Here is a 14,216-nt window from a genome sequence, read left to right on the forward strand (position 1 = left end):
CGGGGCCCCGACCGGCGGGGAGCGCCCCCTGCGCCGCAGGGGCCCCGCCTCAACCGCTGGTGAAGCGCACGTCGGCCGCCGACACCACGGTCCCCAGCCGGGGGAAGTCCAGTTTCACCGACGCCTCGTGCTCGGCCCTGGTGAGAGCCGCCATCGCGTCCTCGACGAAGACCAGTCCGTAGCCGAGGTCGCCGGCCGCACGGGCGGTGGACTCGACGCCGAGATTGGTCGCGATGCCGCCGAACACGAGGGTCGTCACGCCGTGTGCCCGGCGTCGGTCGTCCAGGCCGGTCCCCTGGAAGGCGCCGATGGTCCGCTTGACGATCTCCAAGTCACCGCCTTGACAGAGCCCTTCGACGAAACCGCTGCCGGGCGGTTGCTCGGCGACGCCGGGACGTTCGACGCGGACGAGGACGACGAGCGCGCCGACCGAACGGAACGCCGCCGCCAACTCCTCGGCGGTGGCCAGTACTTCCGATCCCTTGCGGGGTTCCAGGGGCAGCGCGACGATGCGGTCCATCAGGTCGACGAGGACGAGGGCGCTGCGCGCGGGGACGAGCGGGAGGGCTTCGGTCATGACGGAACGCTATCCGCCGTCAGCCCTCCGTACCGGAAATCCGGATCAACATGCCCATGAAGTGCTCGCGTTCGGTGGCGGAGAGCGGGGCGAGCAGCTCGTCGTTCGCCTCCCGGGCGGCCTTCTCGCAGCGACCGAGCAGCCGTTGCCCCTCTTCGGTGAGTGACACCGCGTTCTTCCGGCGGTCGTGCGGATCCGGTTCGCGCACGGCGAGTCCCGCGGACTGCAGGTCGTTGAGGACGCCGACCAGGTCCTTGGGGTCGAGTCCGACGCCGCGTCCGAGATCGGCCTGGGCCACCGGGGCGAGATCACGGACGGCGGAGAGCACCACGTGATGCCACATCTTGACGTCCTCGGCAGCGAGCGCCTCGGCCACCAGGGCGCGTCCTCGGGCGGCGGCCCGGCCCAGGAGCCAGCTGGGCAGCGAACGAATGGCGGAGAGATGCGCTTCGGGCATGGCCACACCCTATCGAATATTCATTGGCCGCCCCAATGAACTTGGGAATATCGTTGGGGCTCCCAATGAATTCTGGAGGTGCGATGCGCCGCGTCCGATACGGCTCAACCGGTGGCCCTCTCTTCCTGGAGGAAGTCCCCGCCCCCGAACCGGGCCCCGCCGAACTCCTCGTACGCTGCGAGGCGATCGGCGCCACCCTTCCCGTCGTCCGCAAGGTCGCGGAGGCCGCGGAACCGATTCCCCTCGGCGGCGAGATCGCCGGGGAGGTCGTGGCGGTCGGGGAGGGGGTCACCCGGTTCCGGGTGGGCGAGCGCGTGACCGGCCTGTGCCTCGGCCACGGCTACGCCGACTTCGCCCTCCTGCACGAGGTGATGGCCTCACCCGTCCCGGAGGGTGCCTGCGCGGTCGACGCGGTCGCCCTGGTACGCAGCGGGCTGGTCGCGCTGGGCGCCCTCACCGCCGCGCGCCCCGCGCCCGGCGAGGCGGCCCTCGTGACCGCCGCGGCGAGCGGCGTCGGCCACCTCGCGGTTCAACTCGCGCGCACGCGCGGCGCGACCCGTGTCGTAGGTGCCGTGTCCGACCCCGCGAAAGCCGACTTCGTGACGGAACTGGGCGCCGACGAGGTCATCACCTACAGCCAGGAGGACTGGGGCACGAGCGTCGACTACGCCCTGGACGCGGTCGGCGGCGAGTTGCTCGCGCCAACCGTCGCGTCCCTTGCACCCGGCGGACGGCTCGTGGCGTACAGCTCCGGCGGCGGGACGATCCAGGCGTACGACCTGCTGGTGGGCGCCAAGTCCGTAACCGGCTTCCAGATGGCCCACATCGCGCGCGAGAAACCGGAACTGTACGAACAGTGGCGCCAAGAGCTGTGGCGCCTGTTCGAGGACGGAGCGCTGAAGCCGGCCGTGCACCGGAAGTTCGCCCTGGAGGACGCGGCCGAGGCGCACGCGGCGATCACGTCACGGGGCAACCTGGGCAAGGTCGTCCTGGTGCCGTGAGCCGGGGGACGTATACGGAAACACGGATGCGGTCGACCGCACATTGCATACCGTCATCCCCGCCGCCACGTGTCGACGATTCGCGGTTCGCCGCCGACTGTCTACAGTCGCCCGGCGACCGGCGACCGGCGACCGGCGACCGGCGACCGGCGACCGGCGACCGGCGACCGGCGACCGGCGACCGGCGACCGGCGAGCATCTCACGCCGCAGCCGACGCCCTCTCGTCGGCAGGCTCCCGTGAAGCCTCCAGCGGATCCCTCGCCCGGCGTTTGGCGATGACCGCGCAGACCATCAACTGCATCTGATGGAAGAGCATCAGCGGCAGCACCGCCAGGGACGCATGTGCGCCGAACAGGACGCTCGCCATCGGCAGCCCGGAGGCGAGGGACTTCTTGGAGCCCGCGAACTGGATGGCGATGCGATCCTCGCGGTTGAAGCGCAGCGCCTTGCCGCCGTACCAGGTCAGGACGAGCATCACGGCGAGCAACACGGCCTCGACGACGAGCAGCCCACCCAGCCGTACGGCGCTGACCTTGTGCCAGATGCCCTGGACCATGCCCTCACTGAACGCCGTGTACACGACCAGCAGGATCGAGCCCCGGTCGACGAGCCCGAGGACCTTCTTGTGCCGGGTGACGAACCCGCCGATCCAGCGGCGCAGCAGTTGTCCCGCGAGGAACGGTACGAGCAGCTGCACCACGATCTCGACCAGCGAGTCCGCGGAGAAGCCGCCGCCGCTGCTCCCGAGCAGGGCTGCCGCCAGCAGCGGGGTGACGACGATGCCGACCAGCGAGGAGAAGGAGCCGGCACAGATCGCGGCGGGCACGTTGCCCCGGGCGATGGAGGTGAAGGCGATCGACGACTGGATGGTCGACGGTACGAGGGTGAGGAAGAGCAGACCCTGGTAGAGCGGCTGGGTGAGGAATACGGGGACGAGGCCGCGCGCGGCCAGGCCGAGCAGCGGAAAGACCAGGAAGGTGCAGGCCAGGACCGTTACGTGGAGCCGCCAGTGCTTCAGGCCGTCGAGCGCCTCGCGGGTGGACAGTCGGGCGCCGTAGAGGAAGAAGAGGAAGGCGATCGCGGCCGTGGACGCGCCCGAGGCCACGTCGGCGGCGGCACCTCGCGCCGGAAGCAGCGCCGCGAACCCGACGGTGCCGAGCAACAGCAGGATGTAGGGGTCGACCGGCATCCAACTCGGCCAGTGCAGGCGTTTCACGGTGCTCCACGTGCGGTTCGATCGGCGTGTGTCCGGGCTCGGAGAGCCCCTCCCCATCGTCCTCCTCCGTATCGTGATCGGGAATCCGGCATACCGCTCTCACTGTCATCGCGTATCGCGATGACAAAGCGCCGAGGAGCTACTGTGGCTGGCGTGTACGAGCCCTCCCATCTGCGTACTTTCCTCGCCGTCGCCCAGACCCTGAGCTTCACGCAGGCCGCGCGGAGGCTCGGGCTGCGTCAGTCCACTGTCAGCCAGCATGTGCGACGCCTCGAGGACGCGACCGGGCGGCCACTGTTCACCCGGGACACGCACTCCGTGGAGCTCACGGAGGACGGCGAGGCGATGCTCGGCTTCGCGCGCCGCATTCTGGACGTCCACGAGCAGGCCTCCTCGTTCTTCACCGGCACCCGGCTGCGCGGCCGGCTGCGTTTCGGGGCATCCGAGGACTTCGTACTGACCCGGCTGCCGGAGATCCTCGAAGGCTTCCGCTACGACCACCCCGAGGTCGATCTCGAACTGACCGTGGAACTGTCGGGCACCCTGCACGAGCGACTCGCCGCCGGGAAGCTGGACCTCGTACTGGCCAAGAGACGCCCCGAGGATCCTCGCGGGGAGTTGGTGTGGCACGACGGGTTGGTGTGGATCGGCGCGGAACGGCTGCGCCTGGACGCCGCCCGGCCGGTCCCGCTCATCGTGTTCCCGCCCCCCGGCATCACCCGCGCCCTGGCTCTGGAGGCGCTGGAGCGGCAAGGGCGGGCTTGGCGGATCGTCTGCACGAGCGGCAGCCTCAACGGCCTCATCGCGGCGGCCCGGGCCGGCCTCGGCGTCATGGCCCACTCACGGGGTCTGATCCCGCCGGGCCTGGTGCGCATCCCGGACCGGGCCGGCTTGCCTGAACTGGGCCAGGTCGACTTCGTACTGGTGCACGGAGGCAGACGCACCTCTGCTCAGGGCGCCGCAGACGCACTGGCGGCGGCGATCCTGGCGGGCGGCGACCGGCTGCACCGACGGCCGACGGGACCCGGTCGACGGATCGGCCGGCCGGAGGGCGACGGCGGCACCGCCTGACCGGCCCGCACGCGGTGCACGTATGCGATATGCGACGTGGGCAGTGCGACGAGTGGTGCACGGTACACCGCATATTGCATACAGCATTTCACCTATCGGCTACACCAGCCGCAGCCGCGCCCTTCCCCTGCCTACCGCCTACCGCCTACCGCCTACCGCCTACCGCCCAGCATGCTGATACGTCAGCTGTTTCACCCGCCGCATGAACGGCGTCGACTCCACGTGCTGGACGCCCTCCAGGCGCCCCAGCGGCCCGCTCAGGTAGGCATAGAGGCCCGCCGTGTCCCGCACCACCGCCGTGACGACGATGTGGGAGGGGCCCGCCGTGGCCGAGGCGAAGGCGATCTCGTCGTGGTTGGCCAGCGCCTGCCCGACCGCGTGCAGGGCGGAGGGCGCCGTGGTGATCCACAGAACGGCGGCAAGGGGGTAACCGAGGAACTCGGAGTGGTACTCGACGTCGATGTAGACGGCGCCCGAGGCGAGCAGGGCGGCGAGGCGGCGTTTGACGGCGGACTCGGAGCGACCGGTGGCGCGCTGGAGTTCGGGATAGGTGGCGCGGCCGTCTCGTTCCAGGACGGCGAGCAGGGGTTCGTCCTCGGGCTGGATGCGGGCCGGCCCCGCCGTCGCGTTCGGGTCGTGGCGCGGTGTCAGGGCGTCGATCTGTTTCTCGTCGAGCGCGCCGAGTTTGCGCAACCAGCCCGTCGGCCCGCCGTAGAAGCGGTGGAGGAGCTGCTGGGCGCGGATCTCCACGACGCTCGGGGTGCGTGGGAGCTTGCCGAGCAGCAGGTCGTCGTGGTCGCCGGGATGGCGCGGCCTGGTCATGCAGACGATCTCGGTGCCACCGGAGCCGAGGCCGATCCAGTTGGTGTCGGGGCGTTTGGCGAGCGCGTCGGCGATGACGGTGGCGCTGTCGGGAACACAGCGCAGCCGCAGCATCCACTGGTCCTGGCCGAGGCGTTCCGCGTCCCGGACGGCGACGACTCTCAGGCCGGCCTCGGCGCTGAGCCGGCGGTAGCGGCGGGCGACCGTCTGGTCGGAGACACCCAGGACCCCGCCGAGTTTGCTGAAGGAGGCCCGCCCGTCGACCTCCAGCGCCGAGAGCAACCGCAGATCCAGTCGGTCCAGCCTGCCATCGGCGTGGGATTCCATCTCCACCGGCCTCTCATCGTCGAATTCCGTCGGCAGGCCGTCCGATTCCACGGCGATCGGCCACGTCTCGTCCATCGTACGGAGCTCGACGAACCAATCGCAGAGACACCTGTCAGAGACAACTGTCGAGGAGTGGGACATGCGCACATGGGGGCCGCTGACAGCGGTGTGCCTGGGCACGTTCATGTTGTTGCTGGACGTGACGATCGTGATCGTGGCGCTGCCGGACATGGCACGGGCGTTGCACGCCTCGCTGAGCGACCTGCAATGGGTCGTCGACGGGTACGCGCTCGCGCTGGCCGCGCTGCTGCTGGGGGCCGGAGCCACCGCCGACATTCTGGGGCGCCGCCGGGTGCACGTGGTGGGCGTGGTGGTGTTCGCGACGGCGTCGCTGCTGTGCGGGCTGGCGAGCGGGCCGGACACCCTCGTCGCCGCCCGGGCTCTCCAGGGGGTGGGCGCGGCCGCGATGCTGGCGACGACGTTGCCGCTGCTCGGCTCGGTCTACCAGGGCCGGCAGCGGTCGGCCGCGCTCGGGGTGTGGGGCGCGGTGAGCGGCGCGGCCGCGGCGGTCGGGCCGGTGCTGGGCGGCCTGCTGACCGAGGGGCCCGGCTGGCGATGGATCTTCTACGTGAACCTGCCGGTGAGCGTGGTCGCGGTGTGGCTGACACTGAAGGCGGTGCCGGAATCCACGGGCCGGCGCGGGACGCGGGTTGACTGGGCGGGCACGGCGACCTTCGCGGTCTTCGCGGGCGGGACGGCGTACGCCGTCGTACGGGCCGGTGAGGACGGCTGGACGGCGTCGGCGACGCTCATCTCGTTCGGGCTCGCAGCGCTCGCGCTGGTGTGCTTCGTGCTGGCCGAACGTCGGGCCGCGCATCCGCTGCTCGACCTGTCGCTGCTGCGCCGGCCCGCGTTCGTGGGCGTGATGGTGGGGGCGTTCGCCTTCAACGGCGTGGCGTTCGGGGTGACGCCGTACCTGTCCATCTGGATGCAGACGCTGCTGGGCATGAGCCCGGTGCGCGGCGGACTCACGCTGCTGCCGATGACGATGGCCGCCATGGTCACCGCGGTCGTGGTGGGTAAGCGGTTCCATGGCGTTTCTGCCCGGCTGACGATCGGGGGCGGGCTCCTGCTGATCGGAGCGGGCTGTTTCTGCCAGGCGGTGCTCGGCGCCGGTTCGGACTGGACGGCACTGGTGCCCGGGTTCGTGCTGGTGGGCATAGGAACCGGTTTCGTCGCACCTACCGTGGCCGGGGCCGCGCTGGCCGCCGTGGAGCCGGAGCGGGCCGGGATGGCGGGCGGAGCGGTGAACACCGTCCGGCAGCTCGGGTACGCGCTCGGGGTCGCGGTGTTCGGGACCGTGGTGACCTCCGGCATGACCGACACCCTCCCGCACGACGCTTCCCACGTCCTGGCGGGCGGTGGGGCCGGTGCGCTGCGCGGCACGCTCTCCGAGCACGCCCTGCGTTCCGCGTTCGCCGCCGGGCTCGACGCGGCGCTGGTGGCGGCGGGCTGCGCGGGCCTGGTCGCCGCGGTGCTCGTCCTCGCCCTGGTCAGGCCGCCGCGCGGGGCCGGGGCCGGGGCCGGAACGACGCGAACGGGTGCTCCCGCGCCGTCGAAGGAGGAGGCGACCCCCGGACCGTGACCGCGCCTGCGCCCGTGGCCTCGCGCAGCGGGACTCGGTGCGCGAGCGCCCACGGCCGGAGCGCGGCGGCGCAGGCGGTGACAGGCCGCGGAAGGGCGGACAGAGTAATCGGTACGGGCAGATTCGGTGGAGATTACGGTGCCGAAACTTACTCTTGCGTCAGTTTTCTGTCCGACCCTTCCCCATGTGAGCCCATTTTCCGGCACTGACCAGCACAGACGAGAGCATCGTTCGTTTTCCTCCCCCCTCCCCTCCCGCCGCCGGGTGGGGTAGCTTTCACGGCGCTGTGCGGCCATGAGAAGCGGGGTGCGGGTTTGCGCGAGTTCACCAACCCTCCCTTGGCGTTGGCACCGCCGGTGGGCGGTCTGGCCGACGTCGTGTTCCGGCACGCCCAGGAGGACCCGCACTACGTCGCTCTCGGCCGCAAGGACGAGGGGGGCGAGTGGCGGGACGTGACCGCCGGCGAGTTCCGCGACGAGGTCCTCGCCCTCGCCAAGGGGCTCCTCGCGCAGGGCATCCGCTTCGGCGACCGTGTCGCGATCATGTCCCGCACCCGCTACGAGTGGACGCTCTTCGACTTCGCCCTGTGGACGATCGGCGCGCAGGTGGTGCCGGTCTACTCGACGTCCTCGGCGGAGCAGTGTTTCTGGATGCTCTACGACGCCGAGTGCACGGCCGCGATCGTCGAGCACGAGGACCACGCGATGACGATCGCCACCGTCATCGACCGTCTCCCCCGGCTGCGGCAGCTGTGGCAGCTGGACTCGGGCTGCGTGCAGGAGCTGTACGACGCCGGCGCCGCCATCGAGGACGACGTCGTGCATCGGCACCGGGAAGCGGTTACCCCCGACTCGACCGCGACGATCATCTACACCTCGGGTACGACCGGCCGGCCGAAGGGCTGTGTCATCTCGCACGGCAACTTCATGTTCGAGGCGGACACCGTCATCGAGCGGTGGGAGCCGGTGTTCCACTCCAAGAAGGGCGACGAGGCGGCGACCCTGCTGTTCCTGCCGCTCGCGCACGTCTTCGGGCGGATGGTGCAGATCGCCGCGATCCGCGGCAAGGTCCGTTTCGGCCACCAGCCCGCGCTGCACGCGGCCGCCCTGCTCCCCGACCTGGCCGCTTTCAGACCTTCGTTCTTCCTGGCCGTGCCGTACATCTTCGAGAAGGTCTTCAACGCGGCCCGCCGCAAGGCGGAGCGGGAAGGCAAGGCGGGACCTTTCGAGAAGGCCGTGGACGTGGCCGTCCACTACGCCGAGGCGGTCGAGGCGAAGGCGTGGGGCACCGGACCCGGCCCCTCGGCGGGTCTGCGTATGCAGCACCAGCTGTTCGACAAGCTCGTCTACTCCAAGGTGCGCGCGGCGATGGGCGGCCGGGTACGGCACGCCATGTCCGGCGGCTCGGCCATGGACCGCAAGCTCGGTCTGTTCTTCGCCGGCGCGGGTGTGCAGATCTACGAGGGCTACGGCCTGACCGAGACCACGGCGGCGGCGACCGCCAACCCGCCGGGACGCACGCGGTACGGCACGGTCGGCCAGGCCATCCCCGGTATGACCGTGCACATCGCGGACGACAGCGAGATCTGGCTGCGCGGCGGAAACGTCTTCCAGGGCTATCTCAACAACCCCAAGGCCACCGACGAGACGCTGCACGACGGCTGGCTGGCAACCGGTGACCTGGGATCTCTCGACGAAGACGGTTACCTCACCATTACCGGCCGCAAGAAGGAGATCCTGGTCACCTCCGGCGGCAAGAGCGTCTCGCCGGGCCTGCTGGAGGAGCGGGTGCGCGATCATCCGCTGGTCAACCAGTGCATCGTCGTCGGCAACGACCGGCCGTTCGTGGCCGCCCTGGTCACCCTCGACCAGGAGGCCGTCGAGCACTGGCTCCAGATGCGCAACAAACCGCAGCTGACGCCGGTCGAGCTGGTGGGCGACCCGGATCTGGAGGCGGAGGTGCGCCGATCCGTCGTGGCGGCCAACACGCTGGTCTCGAAGGCGGAGTCGATCCGCACCTTCCGCATCCTCGCCCAGCCCTTCACCGAGGAACACGGGCTGCTGACCCCGTCGTTGAAGCTGAAGCGCAAGGCGATCGAAAACGCTTACGCCAACGAGGTCGAGGCCCTGTACCGCTCGTAAGGTTTCCGGTCAGTGGTGGGAAACACGTTTCCCACGGGTTCGCGACACGCGCAAGGCGGGCACCCGAGACGAATTCCGGCGTCAGGAATGCATCACTCGCCGTGATCGTTGACGATGGGAGTACCACTCTGACGGACTACCGAAGGATCAAGAGCTCGTGAGCAGCAAGGTCCCCCCGATCATCCTCAACAACGGCGTGGAGATGCCCCAGCTGGGCTTCGGTGTCTGGCAGGTGCCGGACGACGAGGCGGAGCAGGCGGTCTCCACCGCGCTGGAGGCCGGGTACCGCAGCATCGACACAGCGGCGATCTACGGCAACGAGGATGGCACCGGCAAAGCCATCACCTCCTCCGGCGTGCCCCGCGAGGACGTCTTCGTCACCACCAAGCTCTGGAACAGCGACCAGGGGTACGACTCGACGCTCCGCGCGTTCGACACCTCGCTGCGCAAGCTCGGCCTGGACTACCTGGACCTGTACCTCATCCACTGGCCGCTGCCGTCCCGCGACGGCTACGTGGACACGTACAAGGCGTTCGAGAAGCTCCTCGCGGACGGCCGGGTGCGCGCCATCGGCGTGTCGAACTTCCTGCCGGAGCATCTGGAGCGGCTGATCGGCGAGACGTCGGTCGTCCCGGCCGTCAACCAGATCGAGCTGCACCCGCACCTCCAGCAGCAGGCCTCGCGCGATATCCACGCGGAACGGGGCATCGCCACCGAGGCCTGGTCCCCGCTCGGCCAGGGCAAGGGCCTCCTCGAGGTCCCGGCGATCGTGGCCATCGCCCAGAAGCACCACCGCACCCCGGCACAGGTCGTGCTGCGCTGGCACCTCCAACTCGGCAACGTCGTGATCCCGAAGTCCGTGACGCCGTCGCGGATCAAGGAGAACATCGACGTGTTCGACTTCAGCCTGGACACCGAGGACCTGGCGGCGATCAGCGCCCTCAACGAGGACCGGCGCATCGGTCCGGACCCGGCGACGTTCGACGTCGGCTGAGGTCCCCCTGACGCGTGGAGGGCGCCCCCCGGGTCGGGAGGCGCCCTCCACGCGTCGGCCGGCCCGTCGTCAGTTGGGCTGCCCGATCGGTCGTACGACGACGGTGTTGATGTCGACGCCCGCAGGCTGCCCGAGGGCCCACACGACGGAGTCGGCGATCTGGTCGGCGGTCAGCAGCTGCCCGGGCGGCAGGCTGCCGTAGCCGTCCCAGAAGGGGGTCTCCACCCGGCCGGGCGCGATCAGCGTCACGCCGATACCCCACTCGGTGACCTGGCGGCGGGTGTTCTCCGCGAGCCCGGTCACCGCCCACTTCGTCGCCCCGTAGATGTTGCCCGGCGTGGGTACGAAGCCGGCGACACTGCCGACCAGCACGATCCGGCCCCGGGTCTCCTTCAACGCGTCGATCGACGCCCGGATGAGAAACGCGGGGCCGAGTACGTTCGTCAACACCATGTCGGTCCACCCGGCGGGATCGCCCTCGGCGACCGAGTCGTGGGTGGCGGTCCCCGCGTTGGCGACGACTGTATCCAGTCGACCGTATGTGTCGAGTGTACGGTCGACCGCCGACCGTACACAGTCGTAGTCGGCGGCGTTCCCGGCCACCGTCAGCAGTCCCTTCGGGTCACCGAGTTCCTCGGCGAAGGCGCGCAGCCGCTCCTCGCCACGGCCGGTGACCGTGACGCGGTGTCCGGCGTCCAGCAACCGCCGCGCGACAGCGGCGCCGATGCCGCTGCCGCCCCCGGTGATCAGCGCGACCGGAGAATCCGAAGCGCTCGTTACGTTGCTCATGCTGTACCCCCAGTGGTCGACTGCGCGTATCGGCCGCGTACGCCGGCTGCGTCGCGATGCGGGACGCCTACAGCCCGTAGGCCGTGGCCCGCAACTCGTAGCTCGACGTACGTTGCGCGGCACGCAGTCCACCACTTGGAGCGCTCTCCAAGTCAAGCCTCTTCAGAGGGACTTGGCCCCGGGTGCGTCTACCGAACCACTACTGGACGGGCCTCACCGCGGTGTGCACGGTGTGCGCCGCGAGCACGAACACGTCCGCCCTGCGGTGCACGCCCGCCTCGTCCTGCGGGTCGAGCAGCCGGTCCAGCATGGCGCGGTCCTCGGTGCCGAGGGCGTCGCCGAAGACGTCCCGCAGCCGCGACAGGGACGCGGCGATGTAGGCGCGGGCCCGGTCGGAGGCGGGCGCGGGCAGGTCGAGCAGGAAGCTGCGGGTCCGGGCGTGCTTCAGGCCGGCCGCGCCGAGCAGCGCCGCCCAGTCCTCGGCCTCCTCGACGGATCCGGGCAGGTCGGCCCTCATCCGCGCGAACCACTCCTCCTGCAGCGCGTCGAGCCGGGCCTCCAGGTCGGGTCGCCCGAAGCCGAGGTCGCGCGGCAGGAACCGGGTCGGCAGACCGCCCTCCATGACGGCCAGCGTGCCGCCGGGCGCGAGGCGCTTGGCGAAGGCGGCCAGGGCGGCTCGCTGGTCGCCCAGGTGGTGCAGACTGCGGCCCGCCCACAGCAGGTCGGCCGGGTAGTCCAACTCGGCCAGCACATCCGGGAGTTCTCCCGCCAGGATGTCGAACCGGTCACCGTGACCGAGCCGGTCGGCCCGCAGCCGCGCCCGTTCGAGCAGCGGTGCGGAACCGTCGACCGCCGTCACCCGCGCACCGGGGAAGGTCTCGGCGAACAGACAGGAGACGACCCCGGGGCCACTGCCCACGTCGACGATCAGCCCCGGCTCGGTCACCTCCTTGCCGAGCCAGGACAGGGCCCGCTCGTACAGGGGGGTGAACAGCTCGGCCTGGGCTTCCAGATGCGGGGCCATCTCCGCCCAGTCGATGTCGGTGTCGTTGCCATGACCGTGGCCGTGGCGGTGGCCGTGCGTAGGGCCGGGGGCCTGGCCCTGGTTCGAGGCGTGCTGGTCGCCGTGGGGCTCGTGCGGGTGGTGCGCCATGGTGTCAGCCTCTCGTCCGGTGTGCCGTCAGCGTGCGCCGACGCACCGGTCCAGGGCCAACTTTGTTGCCGGTGCGGCAACAAAAGGGATGCCGACGGCAAACCGGATCGCGCCTGCCCGGCCGCTCCACACGAGCAGGAGCGGCCGGGCAGGAACTGCTAGGGGGCACAGTGCGCGACCGCCGGGGCCGGTCCGGCCCGGAAGGACCGACCACCGACCCCGACGGATCACCGCCGTCTCACCTCACTGCCGTGCGTGGCGATTCGCGCAACGGTCCGACGACCTACAGCGGCGGGTACGCGTTCTGCATCAGCTGCTGGAACTGGGCCGAGAACCAGTGCCCGGACAGCGGCGCGTTCGCCAGGGCACCCGACAGGTTGTTGCCGTTGCGCGGGTTGCCCGTGTACGTCGGGTCGCACATCTGGTCGAAACCCTTGCCTTCGTCGTTCGCGATGGCGGAGCTGGAGCCGTCGGACTCACCCGGCGGCTTCATCCACACGTACGCGTCGATCCCGGCGGCCGGAGCCGCCTGCGGGCGCTCGCCGAGGCCGGCGCCTGCCTGGTTGCACCAGTTGCCGATGTGGATACGACGGTCGTAGCGACCGCCGTCGACGTAGGTGTCCACGCTGGTCGTGGCGCCCGGTCCGGCGGGCCGGGCGGTGCCGCCCCAGCCGTTGCGGGAGGTGTCGATCAGCATGCCGATGTTCGACCGGAAGCCCGCGGTGACCAGCTGGTTACGGAAGGCCTGCGCGTACGACTGCTCGTCGACGTACCGGTTCCAGTCCACCCACTTGGACTCGCGGACCGACTTGCCGGCCACGGAGTCGTTGATGGTGAAGTTGTTCTCCTTCAAGGCGCTGTAGTTCGCCGTGTTGGTGATGAAGCCGTGCACGTCGTCGACGGTCGCGCCCTCGGAGGTCGCCGCCTGGTAGAAGAGCTGGGCGGAGGGGGCGAAGTTGTCGTCCCAGCCGAGCCAGCCGTGGTGACCGGCGTCGATGTAGTTGTAGACGTTCGGGATCGCGCCGAGCTTGTCCAGCGCGTAGCCGACGCCCTTCACGTAGTTGCCGTTGGCCTTCATGGTGTCGCAGGCCGCGGTGGCGGTGGGCCGGCTGCCGGTGTTGGTGACGAGGTTGGGCAGCGAGTCGATCTCGATGGTGGTGACGATGCGCAGGCCGGCGTACTTGCTGTCGGCGAGGATCGTCGCGATCGGGTCGATGAACTGCGTCTTGTACTTGTCGATCTCCGTCGGGCCGAGCTCGCCGTTGGAGGCGAGGGCGGCGCAGTCACGGCCGGGAAGGTCGTAGACGACCAGCTGGACGACTTCCTGGCCGCTGCCCTTCTGTGCGAGGGCCGCGTCGAGGTGGGCCCGCAGACCCATGCCGCCGTTGACTCCGTTGATGGCGGCGATGCGGTCGAGCCAGACCCCGGTCGGCTGGTTGGAGATGCGGCTGCCGCCCGTCTCGGCGGCGGCCTTCGCCGACCATTCGGGGTTCACGTACACCTTGGCGCCGGAGTAGGGGTTGTCGACCTTGGTGGACGGGGTGCCGGGGTCGGTCGGGCCGGGGTCGGTGGGGCCACCGGTACCGCTGTCGACGTTGCAGGTCACGCCGTCGAGCGTGAACGTGGTCGGGATCGCGTTGCTCCCGGAGTACGTTCCCTGGAATCCGAAGCTGACCGAACCGCCGGTAGCCAGCGTGCCGTTGTAGGTCTCGTTGTTGGCGGTGACGGCCGTACCGGACTGGGTGATCTTCGCGTTCCACCCACTGGTGACCTTCTGAGTGCCGGCGTAGGCCCACTTCACCGACCAACTCGACTTCGCGGCCGAGTTGTTGGTGACGGTGACGGCGGCGGTGAAGCCGCTGCCCCAGTCGTTCTGCACCTTGTAGTCGACGCTGCACGGGATGGCGGCGATGCCCGGATCGCCGGGGACGACCGCGAGCGCCGTCCCGGAGGCGCCGGCGACCAGCGCCAGCGCGGCGAGTACCGCTGTTCTGCTACGGCTCATGAGTGCGGGTTTCCTTC

At 70.3% G+C, this 14,216-nt stretch carries 12 protein-coding genes; 5 read left to right on the forward strand and 7 right to left on the reverse strand.

Annotation, left to right across the window (positions count from 1 at the left end):
* Window positions 1–49: 49 nt before the first annotated feature.
* Both OG440_RS06485 and OG440_RS06490 read right to left on the reverse strand, forming a co-directional pair.
* Window positions 50–577, reverse strand: a complete 528-nt coding sequence (locus OG440_RS06485; RefSeq protein WP_406005863.1) for an isochorismatase family protein — start codon at window positions 575–577, stop codon at window positions 50–52.
* Window positions 578–596: 19 nt separating this feature from the next.
* The gene (locus tag OG440_RS06490; RefSeq protein ID WP_406005864.1) at window positions 597–1,034 is read right to left on the reverse strand and encodes a MarR family winged helix-turn-helix transcriptional regulator; all 438 of its coding nucleotides are present in this window, start codon (window positions 1,032–1,034) and stop codon (window positions 597–599) included.
* 83 nt (window positions 1,035–1,117) lie between these two features.
* On the opposite strand from OG440_RS06490, the gene OG440_RS06495 reads away from it, so the two are divergent.
* Window positions 1,118–2,035, forward strand: a complete 918-nt coding sequence (locus tag OG440_RS06495; protein ID WP_406005865.1) for a zinc-binding alcohol dehydrogenase family protein — start codon at window positions 1,118–1,120, stop codon at window positions 2,033–2,035.
* Window positions 2,036–2,235: 200 nt separating this feature from the next.
* Here the strand turns inward: OG440_RS06495 and OG440_RS06500 are convergent, their stop codons facing one another.
* Complete coding sequence (locus OG440_RS06500; protein ID WP_406011275.1) at window positions 2,236–3,225, reverse strand: bile acid:sodium symporter family protein; 990 nt, start codon at window positions 3,223–3,225, stop codon at window positions 2,236–2,238.
* Between the two features lie 180 nt (window positions 3,226–3,405).
* Between OG440_RS06500 and OG440_RS06505 the strand changes: the two genes are divergently transcribed.
* Window positions 3,406–4,323 (forward strand): LysR substrate-binding domain-containing protein, encoded by a 918-nt coding sequence (locus OG440_RS06505; RefSeq protein WP_406005866.1) that lies wholly within the window; start codon window positions 3,406–3,408, stop codon window positions 4,321–4,323.
* Window positions 4,324–4,482: 159 nt separating this feature from the next.
* Here OG440_RS06505 and OG440_RS06510 read toward each other — a convergent pair whose 3' ends face one another.
* A complete protein-coding gene (locus OG440_RS06510; protein ID WP_406011276.1) occupies window positions 4,483–5,478 on the reverse strand; it encodes an Lrp/AsnC family transcriptional regulator in 996 nt (331 codons plus the stop codon).
* A 133-nt stretch (window positions 5,479–5,611) separates the two neighbouring features.
* On the opposite strand from OG440_RS06510, the gene OG440_RS06515 reads away from it, so the two are divergent.
* The 3 genes from OG440_RS06515 (at window position 5,612) to OG440_RS06525 (ending at window position 10,252) form a co-directional block, all read left to right on the forward strand.
* Complete coding sequence (locus tag OG440_RS06515; protein WP_406005867.1) at window positions 5,612–7,117, forward strand: MFS transporter; 1,506 nt, start codon at window positions 5,612–5,614, stop codon at window positions 7,115–7,117.
* Window positions 7,118–7,431: 314 nt separating this feature from the next.
* A complete protein-coding gene (locus OG440_RS06520; protein WP_406005868.1) occupies window positions 7,432–9,258 on the forward strand; it encodes an AMP-dependent synthetase/ligase in 1,827 nt (608 codons plus the stop codon).
* A gap of 157 nt (window positions 9,259–9,415) precedes the next feature.
* Complete coding sequence (locus OG440_RS06525; protein ID WP_406005869.1) at window positions 9,416–10,252, forward strand: aldo/keto reductase; 837 nt, start codon at window positions 9,416–9,418, stop codon at window positions 10,250–10,252.
* A gap of 69 nt (window positions 10,253–10,321) precedes the next feature.
* On the opposite strand, the gene OG440_RS06530 is transcribed toward OG440_RS06525, so the two are convergent.
* From OG440_RS06530 to OG440_RS06540, 3 genes are all read right to left on the reverse strand, one after another.
* Window positions 10,322–11,041, reverse strand: coding sequence for an SDR family oxidoreductase (locus OG440_RS06530; RefSeq protein WP_406005870.1), 720 nt, complete (start codon window positions 11,039–11,041; stop codon window positions 10,322–10,324).
* 199 nt (window positions 11,042–11,240) lie between these two features.
* Window positions 11,241–12,194, reverse strand: coding sequence for a class I SAM-dependent methyltransferase (locus OG440_RS06535; RefSeq protein ID WP_406005871.1), 954 nt, complete (start codon window positions 12,192–12,194; stop codon window positions 11,241–11,243).
* 283 nt (window positions 12,195–12,477) lie between these two features.
* Window positions 12,478–14,199 (reverse strand): glycoside hydrolase family 6 protein, encoded by a 1,722-nt coding sequence (locus OG440_RS06540; RefSeq protein WP_406005872.1) that lies wholly within the window; start codon window positions 14,197–14,199, stop codon window positions 12,478–12,480.
* Window positions 14,200–14,216 lie beyond the last annotated feature (17 nt).

Origin of the sequence: Streptomyces sp. NBC_00637, assembly GCF_045161545.1 — a bacterium.
Taxonomy (GTDB): Bacteria; Actinomycetota; Actinomycetes; order Streptomycetales; family Streptomycetaceae; genus Streptomyces.